Source organism: Levilactobacillus suantsaii (assembly GCF_014069315.1).
Taxonomy (GTDB): domain Bacteria; phylum Bacillota; class Bacilli; order Lactobacillales; family Lactobacillaceae; genus Levilactobacillus; species Levilactobacillus suantsaii.
Genome location: NZ_CP059603.1, coordinates 2,219,185 through 2,233,420 on the forward strand (window position 1 = coordinate 2,219,185; position 14,236 = coordinate 2,233,420).

The window sequence follows — 14,236 nt, forward strand, 5'->3', positions numbered from 1 at the left end:
CTTTAGTTTTAGCTTTAAGTTAACGTGGCGCATCAGCGTCGTCTAGCGGTGCCACTAACGCATCGATTTCTGCGGGAAACAGGCCCCGGTAAGTCCCCATAGGCAGATCACCAGGTAAGCTGACCGGACCAAACGCCGTGCGAGCGACGGGGCCCACCAGGCCTGGTAGTTGCGCGAATTGCGTCAACGCCCCAGTCAAATCATGGGTCACCCCCACTAAGGTGGTGGTCTGTTGAACGGCCTTGACCTCGGCCGTCAAGCTCTGCCACGCCACCGCCGACCGTAACGCCGTGAGATCTGTGAGGGGCGCGGATAAATGCGCGGTCACCTGACTGGGCCAGCCCAACGATTGCAGGTCACTCACAAACCGGGAGTCGTCACTGGCGAGGACTAACCCCGTAGCGGTCTTAGGTAAGTCGGCCAAGACCGTTAACTGCCACTGCCGGTCAAAGTCATTGAGCAGGCTACCAAGACTGCGCGGTACGGTGGGCGTCAAGTCGTTTTGAAAGCCCAACGGCCGGTTGAAAATCAAGTATTGGGGTTGCCGCCCGGTCACCGCCAAACCATCCACACAGATACGGTCTTGTGGTTGAACGGTCGTATGCCCAGCCACGGCCACAGCATCGTTGACGGTCACCCGTTCTTGGCGCAGTAACCGAAAAATCTGGCGTCGAGTTCCCTGATGGTGCTCAGTCAAGTAACGTTCCAAATTCATGCCATATTCCCCCTAACGAATTCGTAACAGGTGGCGAATAACTGCCGCCCGGTGACCCAAGACTTCATCGGCCAACCGGCTACGCAGCGTCGTGTAGACATAGAAGTATCCGCCCACAAGGGCCGCCACGGCCACCACGATAAAGCTCATGACCCGGCTATCTCCCAAGAACGTGCCCCCTAATACGACGACGATACGAGCCAAACCAAAGGTAATCAATGAAGCAAGTAAGATGCCATTAGTCCGCTTGGCAATCGTCACATAGTTGATGCCAAATTGGTAATTCAACGAATGGATAATCAAGTAACAAGTCACCAAGAATCCGAGTCCGGTCGCAACTAGCGGGCCAAAAGTCCCTAAGAAGTAGACTAACGGCCACTGAACCACGAATTTGACCACGGTCCCCACCAAGAAGTACTTAACGGCACGTCGGTTTTGCGAAATCCCCTGCATCAACGCTGATACCACCGTGTACAGCCCTAAGATAATCGACAAATACGACGAAAAAGCCAGTACCGAGGCGCCCAACGCTTCTTGGGCGTGCCCGTAAAAGACGATGTTCAACGGTCGGGCGACCGCCGACATTCCCAAGGCACTCGGTAACATGATGAATTCAAACATCAAAAAAGCGTTCGTCAATTGACCCGAGATTTCTTGTTGGTTGCCACGCGTATAAGCTTCTGATAGTAATGGTACCACGGTGATTGCCAGTGCCGACGCCAACGAAATCGTAATCATAATGATTTTATTGGCATTGACCCCAAACAACGCGAACAAGTCATTCAAGTAAGCTGCCGAATAATTGCCAGCGGCATGCATGATGGGCGCGAAGGTGTATTGGTCAATCAATTGAAAGATCGTGATACCGGCCCCGAGGACCACGAAAGGCACCGCTTGGGCGATAATTTCTTTATAGAGTTGCTTGGCCGGTACGACTAAGGCGTTATCGCTCTGACGTACCAGAGAGTGGAAGTACCGTCGGCGCCGCCAATAGTAGACCCCTAGAATCAAGAGCCCGCATAACGCCCCGATTGCCGCGGCCAGCGTCGACTGGGAGACGGCCGTGACCCAACTGCCCTTCCAGACACGCATGATCAGAAAGGCCGTTACCAGCATGTAGATGACCCGCGCTAACTGTTCGACGAATTGCGAAATTGCCGAGGGGGCCATCTGTTGGAACCCCTGAAAGTACCCCCGCGTAAGACTCATGGTCGGAATGATCAGAATCGCCCATGCCAGCGAGTGCAAGACGGGCACCAAGTGCGGATCGCCCCCGGTAAAGAGCGGAGCCCCAAAGAAGAGCAAGGCGGCGATAACGATCCCCGTCCCGATGGCAATGACTAACCCCCGGCCGTAAAGTTTACGACTGATGCCGTATTCGTTTAGTGCGTTATAGTGGGCCACCTGCTTAGCAATCGCCGAGGGAACCCCGGCAATCGCCGCAATCAGGAAAAAACTGTAAATATTGTAGCCTTTCCCGTACAGGGCGTTTCCTTGTAAGAAAAAGGTGCCAAACCAAATGCTCCAGGGAATAATGTACACGGCCCCTAGAATCCGCGAGAAAATACTTCCCGCCGTCATCCAGGCGGATCCCGCCACCATCTGTTCCTGTGCATTTGTTTGCTCACTGCCCACGTTACCAGACCTTGTCGCCATTTGACACCCTACTTTCACATCATTAAATTAATTAAATTCCCACCAGGTTGTGCCCGGTAATCAAACCAATATTATACCACAGCGACTTACTTATCCAACGAGGATTTAGGTTAATTATCCACTTCTTACCCTTCTCAGCGGGACGTCTCCCCTGCGCTTAGCTTACCGAACGACTCTAAGAGTGGTATCCTAGAGAGTAGTGAGTTGTTAAGAATTAAGGAGTTACTGTTTTTAAGGAGGCAGGCCAGTATGGCACACACAGCGGCTGGAGCGACTGCCACTTCGAAGATGCAAATGTCCCCGGAGCGTGCGCAAGAGGTCATCCAGATGGCGAAACGGGTTCGACACAGCTTTCCTGAGTTGAAAACCTTTTCTGACGAACGACTACTTTACGCGATTTGGCGGAGCTTCAAACGAATCGACCAAACCAGTGATAGTGACTATCACACCATGGCAAAGGTCTTTTTCCAGGAGTTCGATCGCCATTTACTACATTACGAATTCTCAAGGGCGGGTGAAGACGACGCCGTTCGGCAACGATTCTTCGCCATCATTACGGATCTTTTTCAATAAATTTAACTTAATGAATGTTGATTGTGTCGCGGCGAGGGACTCCCCTCGGCGCGACTTTTAGGTTGCCTCCATATTTCATCGCGTCATCCATTTTGTGTCGTGGTCATTTAACGGATCAATAGTCATTTAGGGGCATCCACCGCTCAGTAATCGCATGATAACGGGCTTACACGGCCTTTTCAACATTGCTTAACCGGGCATTTTTGCAGTATACTAGGACTAGTTTTAACGAATGGGGGAATTGCCATGCGTTACTTAGCATTACTCGGGAGTCACGAACGATCCGGGATTACCGCCGACTATTTGCAAGCGGTCTTGAAGGCGCTACCAACTGACGCCAAAATCGAAACCGCCTTTTTGCAGGATTACGACATCTATCCGGACCGTCCTGACCACCCGTGCCCGGCACTCGACACCTTAGAGGCTAAGATGGCCGCCAGTGATTTTTGGATCATCTGTGCCCCGACTTATTGGGGTACTCTGTCGGGGGTGATGAAACGATTCTTTGATTGTATGCGGTTTCGGTTGGTCCGGATGACTAAGGCGGGCGACACTCTGCCTGGTAAGTACAAAAACAAACACTACCTGAGCATGACCACCTGCTTCATCGGGTCGTTCGAAAACTTCGTGACCGGCATCACCGACCAGACCTTCGTCACCATTGACCGTGTCCTAACTGGGGCTGGTCTGATCAAGGTCGGCGAATTCGTCGGGACCGGGACTTGGGGTGCTGACGCCCCAACTCCGGCCAAGCTAGCCGAATGTACCCGGTGGGGCCATAAAATCGCTAACCGGACTCGAAAGGATGATAATACCTTGAAACGTTATCTCTTACTGTTTGTTATGATTGCGGCTATGGCCCTCGTCACGATGGGCTTACAGGCCTGGTGGCTTGGGGTTTTCGCCCCTGGAAAGTTCTGGCTGACCTACGTCAGTTTCGTCATCATCTTCTTTGTCTTGCTGGCCTGCCTGCTACACTTCTTCACCTACGTGCGGCACCGGCGACGGTGATGGCCCCAGCTGGCCTTACATAGTAAAAGGGTCCTTGCCCAACCGGTAGCTAACCGGTGGGCAAGGACCCTTTTTGAGTCAAAATTTAGTTGGCGACAATGTTGACCAGTTTCCCTGGTACGACGATGACCTTACGAACCGTTTTACCTTCGATGTGCGCCTTGACCGTGTCATCGGCTAAAGCATCCTGTTCGATAGTTTCCTTGTCCGCATCCTTAGCCACCTTCAAGTGCGCGCGAACTTTACCGTTCACCTGAACGACCAGTTCGATGACGTCCTCGACCAGTTGCTTGGGATCATACGTCGGCCACTTCGCGTAAGCCAACGTCTGGTCGTGCCCCATCAAGGCCCAAAGTTCTTCGGCAATGTGCGGCACGATTGGGGAAATCAACTTGACGAAGCCTTCCATGTACAATAATGGCAAGCTGTCGGCTTTGTAAGCCTCGTTGATGAAGACCATCAGTTGCGAGATGGCCACGTTGAAGTGCATCGCTTCGATGTCTTCGGTGACCACCTTGACGGTCTGGTTGTAAATTTTATCCAGCTGACCGTCGTTGATCATAGTGACCCGGTCGCGTAAGTGATTGTTTTCATCAATCAACAAACGCCAGACTCGATCCAACCAGCGGTGTGACCCGTTGATGCCTTCGGTACTCCACGGCTTCGAGGCTTCCAGCGGTCCCATGAACATTTCGTACAACCGTAACGTGTCGGCCCCATATTGGTCGACGATTTCGTCGGGGTTGATCACGTTGCCCTTGGACTTGGACATCTTTTCGTGGTTGGTCCCCAGGATCATCCCCTGGTTGACCAGCTTCTGGAACGGTTCCTTGGTCGGCACAACGCCTAAGTCGTAAAGGAACTTGTGCCAGAACCGGGCGTACAACAGGTGCAAGACGGCGTGTTCCGCCCCACCAATGTAGAGGTCGACCGGCATCCAGTACTTCAACTTCTCGGGATCGGCGATCATCTTGTCGTTGTGGGGATCGACGAAGCGTAAGAAGTACCACGAACTCCCTGCCCATTGTGGCATGGTGTTGGTTTCGCGCTTTCCTTTGCGCCCGTTCTTATCCACCACGTTGACCCAGTCATCGAGGTTGGCCAAAGGACTTTCCCCAGTTCCTGACGGTTCGAGTTGCTTAGCCGCGGGTAAGCGTAATGGTAATTCGTCTTCTGGGACCAGCGTCGTTTCGCCGTCTTCCCAGTGGATGACTGGAATCGGTTCACCCCAGTAACGTTGCCGGGAGAAGATCCAGTCGCGTAACCGGAAGTTGACCTGCTTGTGCCCCGCATCGTGAGCTTCCAACCAGTCGGTGGCAGCAGACATCGCGTCGGCCTTGTTCATGCCGTTTAAGAAATCAGAGTTCACGTGAGGCCCATCGCCCGTGTAGGCTTCGGTCTGAACATCGACCTCACTACCATCTTCGGGGGCAATGACTTGGATGATTGGCAACTTGAACTTCTTAGCGAAATCGTTGTCCCGTTCGTCGTGAGCGGGCACGGCCATGATGGCCCCCGTTCCGTAAGACGCGAGGACGTAATCCCCAATCCAAATAGGTAACTTCTTACCGTTGATCGGATTGATGCCGTAAGCACCGGTGAAGACCCCGGACTTGTCCTTATTGAGGTCAGTCCGTTCCAAATCGGACTTGCTTTCAATGGCGTCCTTGTAAGCCTGAACGGCATCGTGTTGTTCCGGCGTCGTGATTTGGTCGACTAACTCGTGTTCGGGCGCTAAGACCATGTAAGTCGCGCCAAACAAGGTGTCCGGCCGCGTCGAGTAAACTTCGATTTTGGTGTCTTCTTGTCCCGCAACCGGGAAGAAGATGCTGGCCCCTTCGGAACGGCCAATCCAATGACGCTGTTGTTCCTTGATGCTTTCTGGCCAGTCCAAATCGTCGAGGTCTTTCAACAAGCGGTCAGCGTAGGCCGTGATCCGCAAGACCCATTGCCGCATTGGCACTCGGTAAACCGGGTAACCGCCCCGTTCGGTCTTGCCGTCCACGACTTCTTCGTTGGCCACGACAGTTCCCCCCATGAAGTCGGGCGCCCAGTTGACCATGATTTTGTCTTCGTAGGCTAACCCCTTCTTGTAGAGTTGTTCGAAGATCCATTGGGTCCACTTGTAGTACGACTCATCGGTGGTGTTGACCTCCCGGCTCCAGTCGTAAGAGAATCCTAACGAGCGAATCTGTCGCTTGAAGTTCTTGATGTTATGCGCGGTAAAGTCCTTAGGATTGTGTCCCGTCTTCAACGCGTACTGTTCCGCCGGTAGACCAAAGGCATCCCAGCCCATTGGGTGTAAAACGTTAAAGCCTTGCATCCGCTTGTAACGGGCCATGATGTCGGTCGCGGTATAACCTTCCGGGTGCCCCACGTGGAGGCCTTGACCGGACGGGTAAGGGAACATATCTAAGACATAGTATTTTGGTTTCGGTGACTCGTCAACGGCCTTGAAAGTCTCGTTAACACGCCAGTAATGTTGCCACTTGCGCTCGATAATTTGGTGTTTGTATGCCAAACTGAACTCTTCCTTTCTGTCATCAAACATTGTGTGTAAAAAAAGCCCCCAGAATCGGCCACTTGACCAATTCTGTAGGGCGTTTCAGCGCGGTACCACCTACGTTTTCCCGGTAACCGGGACTCACTAGCGGATAACGGCGCCAAACGCCCACCTTGCGGCAGAATACACTCGGAGATAAGTTCACAACTTCCGGTCACGGATTTCCAGCCCCATCCGCTCTCTTGTGGCCTTGAAGTTCCTACTACTTCCCGTCAACGTTTATTTTATCGGTGATTGTCCTAATCTTAGCAAACCCCCTAGTTAAAAGCAAGACGCCCCGGGGCTTTTCGCGAAAAAATCTCTTCGCCACCTATGCTATACTAGGACTAAATCTGTCGCAAAGGAGCGATTCATCCGTGCCCAAAATTTCGCGTTTGCGCTGGCAACTCACCTGGCTAGCCGCGCTCCTCTTTGGCCTCGATCTCTGGGGCGTCGTGACCCACCAAGCCTGGGTCCACGCCCTCGACACGACCGTGAGCCAGGCGATTCGACAACCCGTCTCGACCAGTCTCACCAAATTAGTGACGGCCATTACCACGACCGGTAACCCCCATGGCACCTTCTGGACCACTGTACTCTTAGCCGCGGGACTCCTCATCTTTCGGCGCTACCAAGGCGCGTGTTTTTTGGTGGTCAACGTGGTCGTGTTCGCCGTTTTGGGCAACCCGCTGGTCAAACACTTGGTCCAACGGGCGCGCCCGGCCGTGCATCAATTGGTCCACGAGACCTCGTACAGTTTTCCTAGCGGTCACGCCATCACTGTGATGGTCTTGTGGGGGTCTGTCATTATTTTGTTGGCTACGACCTTACCGCACCATCCCCACTGGCGCCGCCTGCTAATTGGTCTGGCTAGCATCTGGATCATCGTGATGGGCGTCTCACGCGTCTTCGTGGGCGTGCACTACCCCACCGACGTCTTGGCCGGCTGGTTACTCGGCTTTTGTTGTTTAACGCTTAGCCAATGGTTATTTACCCTAAGGAAGTAATGAATGATGAATTTACCCAACGCCTTAACTTATAGTCATACCCTACTCAAAGACTGCCTCTATCCCGGCGCCACAGTCATCGACGCTACAGTCGGTAACGGCCATGACACGCTCTTCTTGGCCCAAGAAGTCGGTCCTACCGGCCACGTCATCGGCTTTGACGTCCAGGCGACCGCACTTCAGGAGACCCGTACCCAGTTGACGCTGACCGGGTTGACCCCACGAGTGACCTTACACCTGACGGGCCACGAACACGTGGCCACTTATCTCGATGACCAAACCGAAGTCGCCGGCGCCATTTTTAACCTGGGCTACCTGCCTGGCGGTGACAAAACGCTGATTACCCGGGCCAACACCACGTTGACCGCCATTCAGGCCATTTTACCCCATTTGCCACGCGGGGGACGTATTATCCTGGTGGTTTATGCCGGCCATCCCGGCGGGCAAGCCGAGGCCACGGCCGTCCACGACTTTTGTGCCGCCTTACCGCAAAAAACGTACCAAGTCCTGCAGTACGGCTTCATCAACCAGGTCCACACCCCGCCATACTTACTGGCGATTGAACGCCGCTAACCACTTTAACCACAATTTAGGCGTTTGTAGCGGCAAAGAAGCCGGTAGAAGTTCCCAATCCTTGAGAACTTTCTACCGACTTCTTTTTTACTGTGGACGAGTCCCAGGACGCTGTCGCCACCGGGATCTTGAGTCATCACCGTTTCTCATCTATGACGCCGAGTGATCCGATTTTTCCGCCACCACGTGTTCGACCACGGCCTCGATAGCCGGGACCAGCGGGCTAGTTGCCGTGATGCCTGTCGCGGCAAATTTCTCTTCCCACCACGCAATGCGAATCTGTTGAATCGTTTGGACGGCCGTCATGCCGGTCGCTGTGAGTGTTAAGAGCTTGCTTTTGCCGGTTCCCGCCGTTTTCGTGAGGTAGTCCAACCCAGCCATTTTAGTGACTTCTCGGGTGATAAGCGCCTTATCGATTACCAGCAAGCGAGCTACCTGGTTTTGTGTAAGCTGTGAGTTGTCACCAATCACCAGCAAGATACAGGCTGCGGTTTGATTCAACCCTAGCGTTTCGAATTGTTTTTTGGTTTCCTTGTAGAATTGCCGGTGCAGAATCGAAATATCCTGCGCCAAATAGCCGATATTTTTCATGCGATCATTTCCCTCGAGTCAAGTGTGTTGACAAATCAACACAGCCGTTTTATCTTTAAACCATACCACGCAACTTCAGACTTAACAAGGAGACGACTCGATGAAAAAGAACGGTGCCGAAGCATTAGTACAAGCAATGATCAACCAGGGCATTAAATATGTCTTTGGTCTTCCCGGAGCCAAGGTCGACCAATTGTTCGACCTGTTAGAACACAGTACGGATCCCCGTACGCCACGCCTGATCATCACCCATCACGAACAAAACGCAGCCTTCATTGCCTCCGGCATCGGTCGGTTGACCGGTCAACCGGGAGTCGTGGCCACGACGTCTGGTCCCGGGGTCTCCAACTTAGCGACCGGCTTGATTACTGCCACCTCTGAAGGAGATCCCGTCATCGCGTTAGGCGGCCAGGTGCCCCGTAACGATGTGGCGCGTTTGACGCACCAAAGCATCCCCAGTAAGGAACTGATGACGTCAGCCACTAAAGACAGCGTCGAGGTTCAAGACGCTAACAATCTCTCCGAAACGTTTGCCAACGCTTACCAAACGGCGGTGGCGCCTAAGGCGGGGGCTACATTCATTTCTCTGCCTAAAGATGTGTTGGGTGACACGGTGACCACGCCGGATATCAAGCCCCTGGCGCCCGTGGAACAGGGTAGCGCCGATGCTCACGTGCTGGACCAAATCATCGCAAAATTAAAAACGGCCAAGCTCCCCGTTATTTTAGCCGGGATGCGGTCATCAAGTGCCGACGTCACGGCCGCCATCCACGCCCTACTTCACAAATTTTCAATTCCCGTTGTGGAAACCTTCCAGGGCGCCGGTGTAATTTCACGGGGCCTGGAAAAGAACTACTTTGGTCGTGTAGGCCTCTTCCGTAACCAAATCGGGGACGCCATTCTTAAGGAAAGTGACCTGGTTATCGCGGTCGGCTACGACCCCGTCGAATACGAAGGCCGTTTGTGGAACCCCGACCGGACCGGCGAAATCATCAACCTGGACAGCATTGCACCCGAAATTTCTAACGATTACCAACCAGATCTGGTCATCCAAGCTGACATTGCCAAAACGTTGCAGGCCCTAAGTGACCAGTTGCCACAGTTAACGTTGAGTGACACCATGACTGACCACCTGCACACCATGCAAACCAACTTCGTCTCCCAAGACGCTATTCCGACCACCTCGTCGGATCGCGAGGTACATCCCCTGGCCATCATCAAGGCGCTCCAAGACCAGGTCCAAGACGACACGACCGTCACGGTCGACGTCGGTAGCCATTACATCTGGATGGCCCGCCACTTCCGGAGTTACGAACCACGCCACTTGCTCTTCAGTAACGGGATGCAGACACTCGGCGTCGCGTTACCCTGGGCCATCGCCGCGGCGTTAGAACGACCGGGGCAACCCGTCGTGTCCGTTTCCGGTGACGGGGGCTTTCTCTTCTCTGGTCAGGAGCTCGAGACGGCCGTGCGCTTGCAACTACCAATCGTTCAACTCATCTGGAACGACGGTCACTACAACATGGTCGAGTTCCAAGAACAGGCCAAATACGGGCGCGATGCCGGCATCGACATCGGTCACGTTGACTTTACTAAATACGCTGAAAGCTTTGGCGCAACTGGGCTTCATGCCGATACGCCCGACCAAGTCGCCGCGGCCTTGAAGCAGGCCTTTGCCACCGCCGGACCGACCGTAATCGATATTCCGGTGGATTACAGCGACAATTCAAAATTCACGTCCACCTTGCTCAAGGACGTGCTCAACTAATTCCAGGAGGCAATTTATGGCAGACAACAAGACAACCCTTTACCAACATGGTACCTTAGCGTTATTGGTCCCTGGGTTATTAGACGGAACTTTGAAGATGGCCGACCTTTTGGCTCACGGCGACACCGGCATTGGTACCGGTGAGGGACTCGATGGGGAACTCATCATCTTAGACGGAACGCCCTATCAAATCGATAGCAACGGCCGGGTCAACCTAGTCAGTGCTAATTTCATGATGCCCTTTGCCAATAGTCACTTTGCCGACTACACCCCGTTGATGCACGTAGATCAGATTACGCGACCCACCCTTCAACGCCGGATTACGAGCAAGGTGGCCAGTGCCAACACCTTTTATTCGTTAAAGATCACGGGCACCTTTACCAACATGGAGACCCGTGCCGTACCGAAATCCGGTCAGCCCTATCAGTCGCTAGCCAAGACGGCGGCCAACCAAAGTCACTTTATCCGTGAGACTGTAACCGGAACGCTTCTAAGCTACTATTCCCCGCAAGTTTTCGACGGGGCAGCCGTAGCGGGCTTTCACAGTCACTTCTTGGCCGATGACCACGACTTTGGCGGTCATATTCTGGGTTTCGACCAGGTGACCGGTGACGTCAGTTTTCAGCAGTTCGACACGTTAGAACAACACTTACCAACCACGAACACAGCTTACATGGGCCACGACTTCACCCAAGACGACATCTTAGGTGACATCCACCAAGCAGAATAGGCCAACCATTTAAAATGGGCGTCTCAGTCAACTGACCGAGGCGTCCATTTTGGTATCCATACGGGAGTCCCATCACTGCTGGAAAAACACCATGTATTTCATCTCGTCAACGCCGCCATGGCGGTATTTTTCACATTCCGATAGACTTCTACAACAATAAAAGAGTCTGGAACATAAGCCCCAGACCCAACTATCATAGAACCCTAAAAGCTGTACCCCATCACTCATGGAATACAGCCGCTTTAGAAATTCTGGTTAAATTTTAAATTAAGGTTCCTCAGTACACCAAATCAAGTAAGGTCAATCGCCCTGGCTTATTTAGCCCCTAAGAAGTAGTATCGGGTGAGTTCCAAAGCACTGTGCTCCATCACTAGTTCCCCGTGTTCCGCTAACACATCCGCGGCTAACCGGGACCGGTCAGCATACTCATACGCCACAGCTAAGTCATCCTTAATGGTTTCCCGCGACGTCTCGTTGGTAAAGAAGATTAGTTCTAAGTAATAGTCACCGTTATAACGGTAGAGATTCGACGCGGCACTTTCTAAGTGCAGGACCCGCGCCAAACTAACCATGTCCTCAAAGCTGTGTAACTTTACCACTTGAGAAATCGTCGGTTGCCCGTCATCATTCAGATAATCGGCCACATCATTCGTTTCACTTGCACGTGATTTCAAGCTCGAGAAGACATCCTTTCGCTCGTCCTTTTCAAGTAAATGTTCTTTAAGCTGGTCCGAAATCTGGTCGGGGTGATCCGTATAGACACCGGCATCCCCTTGGTCGTCGTTCGTCTCAGCGTCTTGATCGACATTTTTACTGATGAATAATTCCAGACCGTTGCGATTTGGCAAAACCTGAAAGGTCACCGCATCATTGTCTTGGAATTGGTGATCAACATCCACTTCCTCCAAAATACTATAGAAGAAGCTTTCAATCTGCTTATGGTTCCCTAAGAGATCCAGGACGGTAATCCCACGTTCGCTTAGGTCATCGTTCCCAATGACCACACGAATCGTATTTTCATTGATCCGTTCCATTTCCATGAATAACACCCCTTTCTCATGGGTTGGGTATTGTCCTTGATACTCATTCTAAACGTTTTTAATGGCTTGTAAAGTAATGGTCACCAAAAAACCGGACTGCAAGTAGTATTCTCTCACAAATCCAGTTAGATGCAACTAATTTAGCTTACTTAACCAAGTTTACCCGCTGTTGGGCTTGATTACGCGCTAACACCCGTACTTGCCGGGGTAAGAAGCTACGAATCTCATCTTCATTATACCCGACTTGGAGCCGCCGGTCGTCGTGGATAATCGGCCGCCGTAGAATGGTGGGGTTCTGTTGAATCAGCGCGTATAACTCCCGTAACGGTAAATCGTCGACCGCTAGCTTTAATTGCTGGTACGGCTTAGACCGTGTCGAGATAATCTCATCGGTCCCCGTTTCTGTCAAGCGTAAAATCGCCTTGAGTTCACTCGCCGTAAGGGGGGTCGCCACCATATTCCGTTCACGGTACGCAATGCGATGGGTATCTAACCAGTGCCGCGCTTTGCGGCAAGAAGCACAACTCGGCGTCGTATAGAGAATCACAGTCATGTTGAGGACCTCCCCTTTTATAATTAATATTTTATGGTAACCATTATATCATCATTCTAATTAAAGTCCAGCCTCAACCCTAATTTCAAAGGCGATAAGTTGCGCCGGCTTGAACCACAGCCACCGGGATATCAGGACCGGCCGCAGCTTGAGCTTCCCGTTGTAACTGCGCCAACGATCCAGTTTGTGGCAAATGGGTCAGTAATAATCGACGAACTTGAGCCTGCCGGGCTAACTCGCCGGCTTGTGTCGATGTGAGATGCCAAGCCGTTCCCTGATGGTCAGCATAAAAGTTGGTATCGGCTAACAAGGTATCGGCCCCCTGAGCCCAAGTCGTCAGTTCCGGAAAGGCCGCCGTATCGGCCGTAAATGCCAAACGTTTGCCCGTGGCCGTTTCCGTGATGATTGGCGCATAAGCCGGAACTGGGTGATGGGTCGCCATAAAGGTCACCGTCAACGGCCCCAAGGTCAACGTTTGTTGTGGATCATAGGGCCGGCCCACCGTGGCGTGGGGCCAAGTCAAGCTTTCAAAATGAGTTTGGTCAGCCGTATGACCATAGATTGGTAGTTCAGCTTCCTTCTTTTCTCCTGGTGCTAATTGCCATAAGTATTGCAGGACCCCAACATCCGCAATATGGTCGTGGTGATAGTGGGTCAGTAAGACTGCATCAAGTTGTAAGGGGTCTAAATAGCGCTGTAACGCCGTAAGCGCCCCGCTCCCGCAGTCCAGCAGCAAGCGGTAATCTCCACTCGAAATCAAGTAACTACTGGTTCCGATGCCATTAAAGGGGTATCCCCCGTAGCACCCCAAAACCGTTAAATCCATCCAATCATCCTTTCAAGTTTCTTTCTTCAGTGTAGCGCGCGAATGAAAAGGTGTAAACGTTTCATTCTTTCACCAAGACTGCGGTATAATGAAGGCGTCAACGAGGAGGGAGTCATCATGTTACAAAATATTTCATTAACATTTGGTAGCCGGGACGTTCTGAAGCATCTGATTACCGCAAATCCCGACCGGCAACTGGTCCTTTTGGGCAGTTCGACGGGCGATGATGAAGGACTCCAACTACTTGATGTCTCCGGTCAACCTAGTCTTTTCACTACGCACTTAGACTACCAGGTCAATCTGCACCAAGGCTCAACCGCCTGGCACGGTTTCTTCAATTTTAGTTACTTCCGTTTCGATGCCGAAACCGCCAGTGTCTTCGACGCGAAGATGAACCGGTTAGCGGCCAATCCGCTCCCGCAAGGCATGCAAGCCCTCTACGTGTTAACCAAGGTTAACGATCCAGGAAACTACATTCTCCTCACCATTTGGGACGAGGGGCAAGCCTATTCTTTGTGGCGCCACTCAGCAGCGTTTGCCCCCCTGGGGATTTACGCCACCAGTGCCAACCACTTCCACAGCTCCGGTTATCAACGCATCGCCCTCAAGGCCAAATCGTAACCTAACCGGTGGGTGCAACCTGAACAATGG

14 protein-coding genes are annotated in these 14,236 nt (G+C 52.5%); 7 read left to right on the forward strand and 7 right to left on the reverse strand.

Translation table 11 applies throughout. From position 1 onward, the window contains the following. Positions 1–19 precede the first annotated feature (19 nt). Both H3M12_RS10320 and H3M12_RS10325 read right to left on the reverse strand, forming a co-directional pair. Entirely contained in the window at positions 20–715 is a 696-nt protein-coding gene (locus H3M12_RS10320; protein ID WP_182150704.1) for a pseudouridine synthase domain-containing protein, read from the reverse strand. 12 nt (positions 716–727) lie between these two features. Then, a complete protein-coding gene (locus H3M12_RS10325) occupies positions 728–2,371 on the reverse strand; it encodes a putative polysaccharide biosynthesis protein (RefSeq protein ID WP_129031716.1) in 1,644 nt (547 codons plus the stop codon). A gap of 249 nt (positions 2,372–2,620) precedes the next feature. On the opposite strand from H3M12_RS10325, the gene H3M12_RS10330 reads away from it, so the two are divergent. Together H3M12_RS10330 and H3M12_RS10335 are read left to right on the forward strand one after the other, a co-directional pair. After that, entirely contained in the window at positions 2,621–2,944 is a 324-nt protein-coding gene (locus tag H3M12_RS10330; protein ID WP_129031717.1) for a hypothetical protein, read from the forward strand. A gap of 246 nt (positions 2,945–3,190) precedes the next feature. Continuing rightward, entirely contained in the window at positions 3,191–3,955 is a 765-nt protein-coding gene (locus H3M12_RS10335) for a flavodoxin family protein (RefSeq protein ID WP_129031718.1), read from the forward strand. Positions 3,956–4,040: 85 nt separating this feature from the next. Here H3M12_RS10335 and leuS read toward each other — a convergent pair whose 3' ends face one another. After that, positions 4,041–6,476: a leucine--tRNA ligase gene (leuS, locus tag H3M12_RS10340; RefSeq protein ID WP_182150705.1), complete on the reverse strand. Its 2,436-nt coding sequence runs from the start codon at positions 6,474–6,476 to the stop codon at positions 4,041–4,043. Between the two features lie 398 nt (positions 6,477–6,874). On the opposite strand from leuS, the gene H3M12_RS10345 reads away from it, so the two are divergent. Further along, a complete protein-coding gene (locus H3M12_RS10345; protein WP_129031720.1) occupies positions 6,875–7,504 on the forward strand; it encodes a phosphatase PAP2 family protein in 630 nt (209 codons plus the stop codon). Between the two features lie 6 nt (positions 7,505–7,510). Beyond that, the gene (locus tag H3M12_RS10350; RefSeq protein ID WP_129031721.1) at positions 7,511–8,077 is read left to right on the forward strand and encodes a tRNA (mnm(5)s(2)U34)-methyltransferase; all 567 of its coding nucleotides are present in this window, start codon (positions 7,511–7,513) and stop codon (positions 8,075–8,077) included. A gap of 150 nt (positions 8,078–8,227) precedes the next feature. Here the strand turns inward: H3M12_RS10350 and H3M12_RS10355 are convergent, their stop codons facing one another. Beyond that, positions 8,228–8,668, reverse strand: a complete 441-nt coding sequence (locus H3M12_RS10355) for a MarR family winged helix-turn-helix transcriptional regulator (RefSeq protein WP_129031722.1) — start codon at positions 8,666–8,668, stop codon at positions 8,228–8,230. A gap of 100 nt (positions 8,669–8,768) precedes the next feature. Here H3M12_RS10355 and alsS point away from each other — a divergent pair, with 100 nt between their 5' ends. Further along, positions 8,769–10,436 (forward strand): acetolactate synthase AlsS, encoded by a 1,668-nt coding sequence (alsS, locus tag H3M12_RS10360; protein WP_129031723.1) that lies wholly within the window; start codon positions 8,769–8,771, stop codon positions 10,434–10,436. A 16-nt stretch (positions 10,437–10,452) separates the two neighbouring features. Next, positions 10,453–11,166, forward strand: coding sequence for an acetolactate decarboxylase (gene budA / locus H3M12_RS10365; RefSeq protein WP_129031724.1), 714 nt, complete (start codon positions 10,453–10,455; stop codon positions 11,164–11,166). 314 nt (positions 11,167–11,480) lie between these two features. On the opposite strand, the gene H3M12_RS10370 is transcribed toward budA, so the two are convergent. The 3 genes from H3M12_RS10370 to H3M12_RS10380 all read right to left on the reverse strand — a co-directional run bounded on the left by H3M12_RS10370 (position 11,481) and on the right by H3M12_RS10380 (position 13,585). After that, entirely contained in the window at positions 11,481–12,206 is a 726-nt protein-coding gene (locus tag H3M12_RS10370) for an adaptor protein MecA (protein WP_129031725.1), read from the reverse strand. A gap of 145 nt (positions 12,207–12,351) precedes the next feature. Continuing rightward, positions 12,352–12,759, reverse strand: a complete 408-nt coding sequence (gene spxA / locus H3M12_RS10375) for a transcriptional regulator SpxA (protein ID WP_129031726.1) — start codon at positions 12,757–12,759, stop codon at positions 12,352–12,354. An 85-nt stretch (positions 12,760–12,844) separates the two neighbouring features. Then, positions 12,845–13,585 (reverse strand): MBL fold metallo-hydrolase, encoded by a 741-nt coding sequence (locus H3M12_RS10380; protein ID WP_129031727.1) that lies wholly within the window; start codon positions 13,583–13,585, stop codon positions 12,845–12,847. A gap of 117 nt (positions 13,586–13,702) precedes the next feature. On the opposite strand from H3M12_RS10380, the gene H3M12_RS10385 reads away from it, so the two are divergent. After that, positions 13,703–14,206: a monooxygenase gene (locus H3M12_RS10385; RefSeq protein ID WP_129031728.1), complete on the forward strand. Its 504-nt coding sequence runs from the start codon at positions 13,703–13,705 to the stop codon at positions 14,204–14,206. Positions 14,207–14,236: the final 30 nt, after the last annotated feature.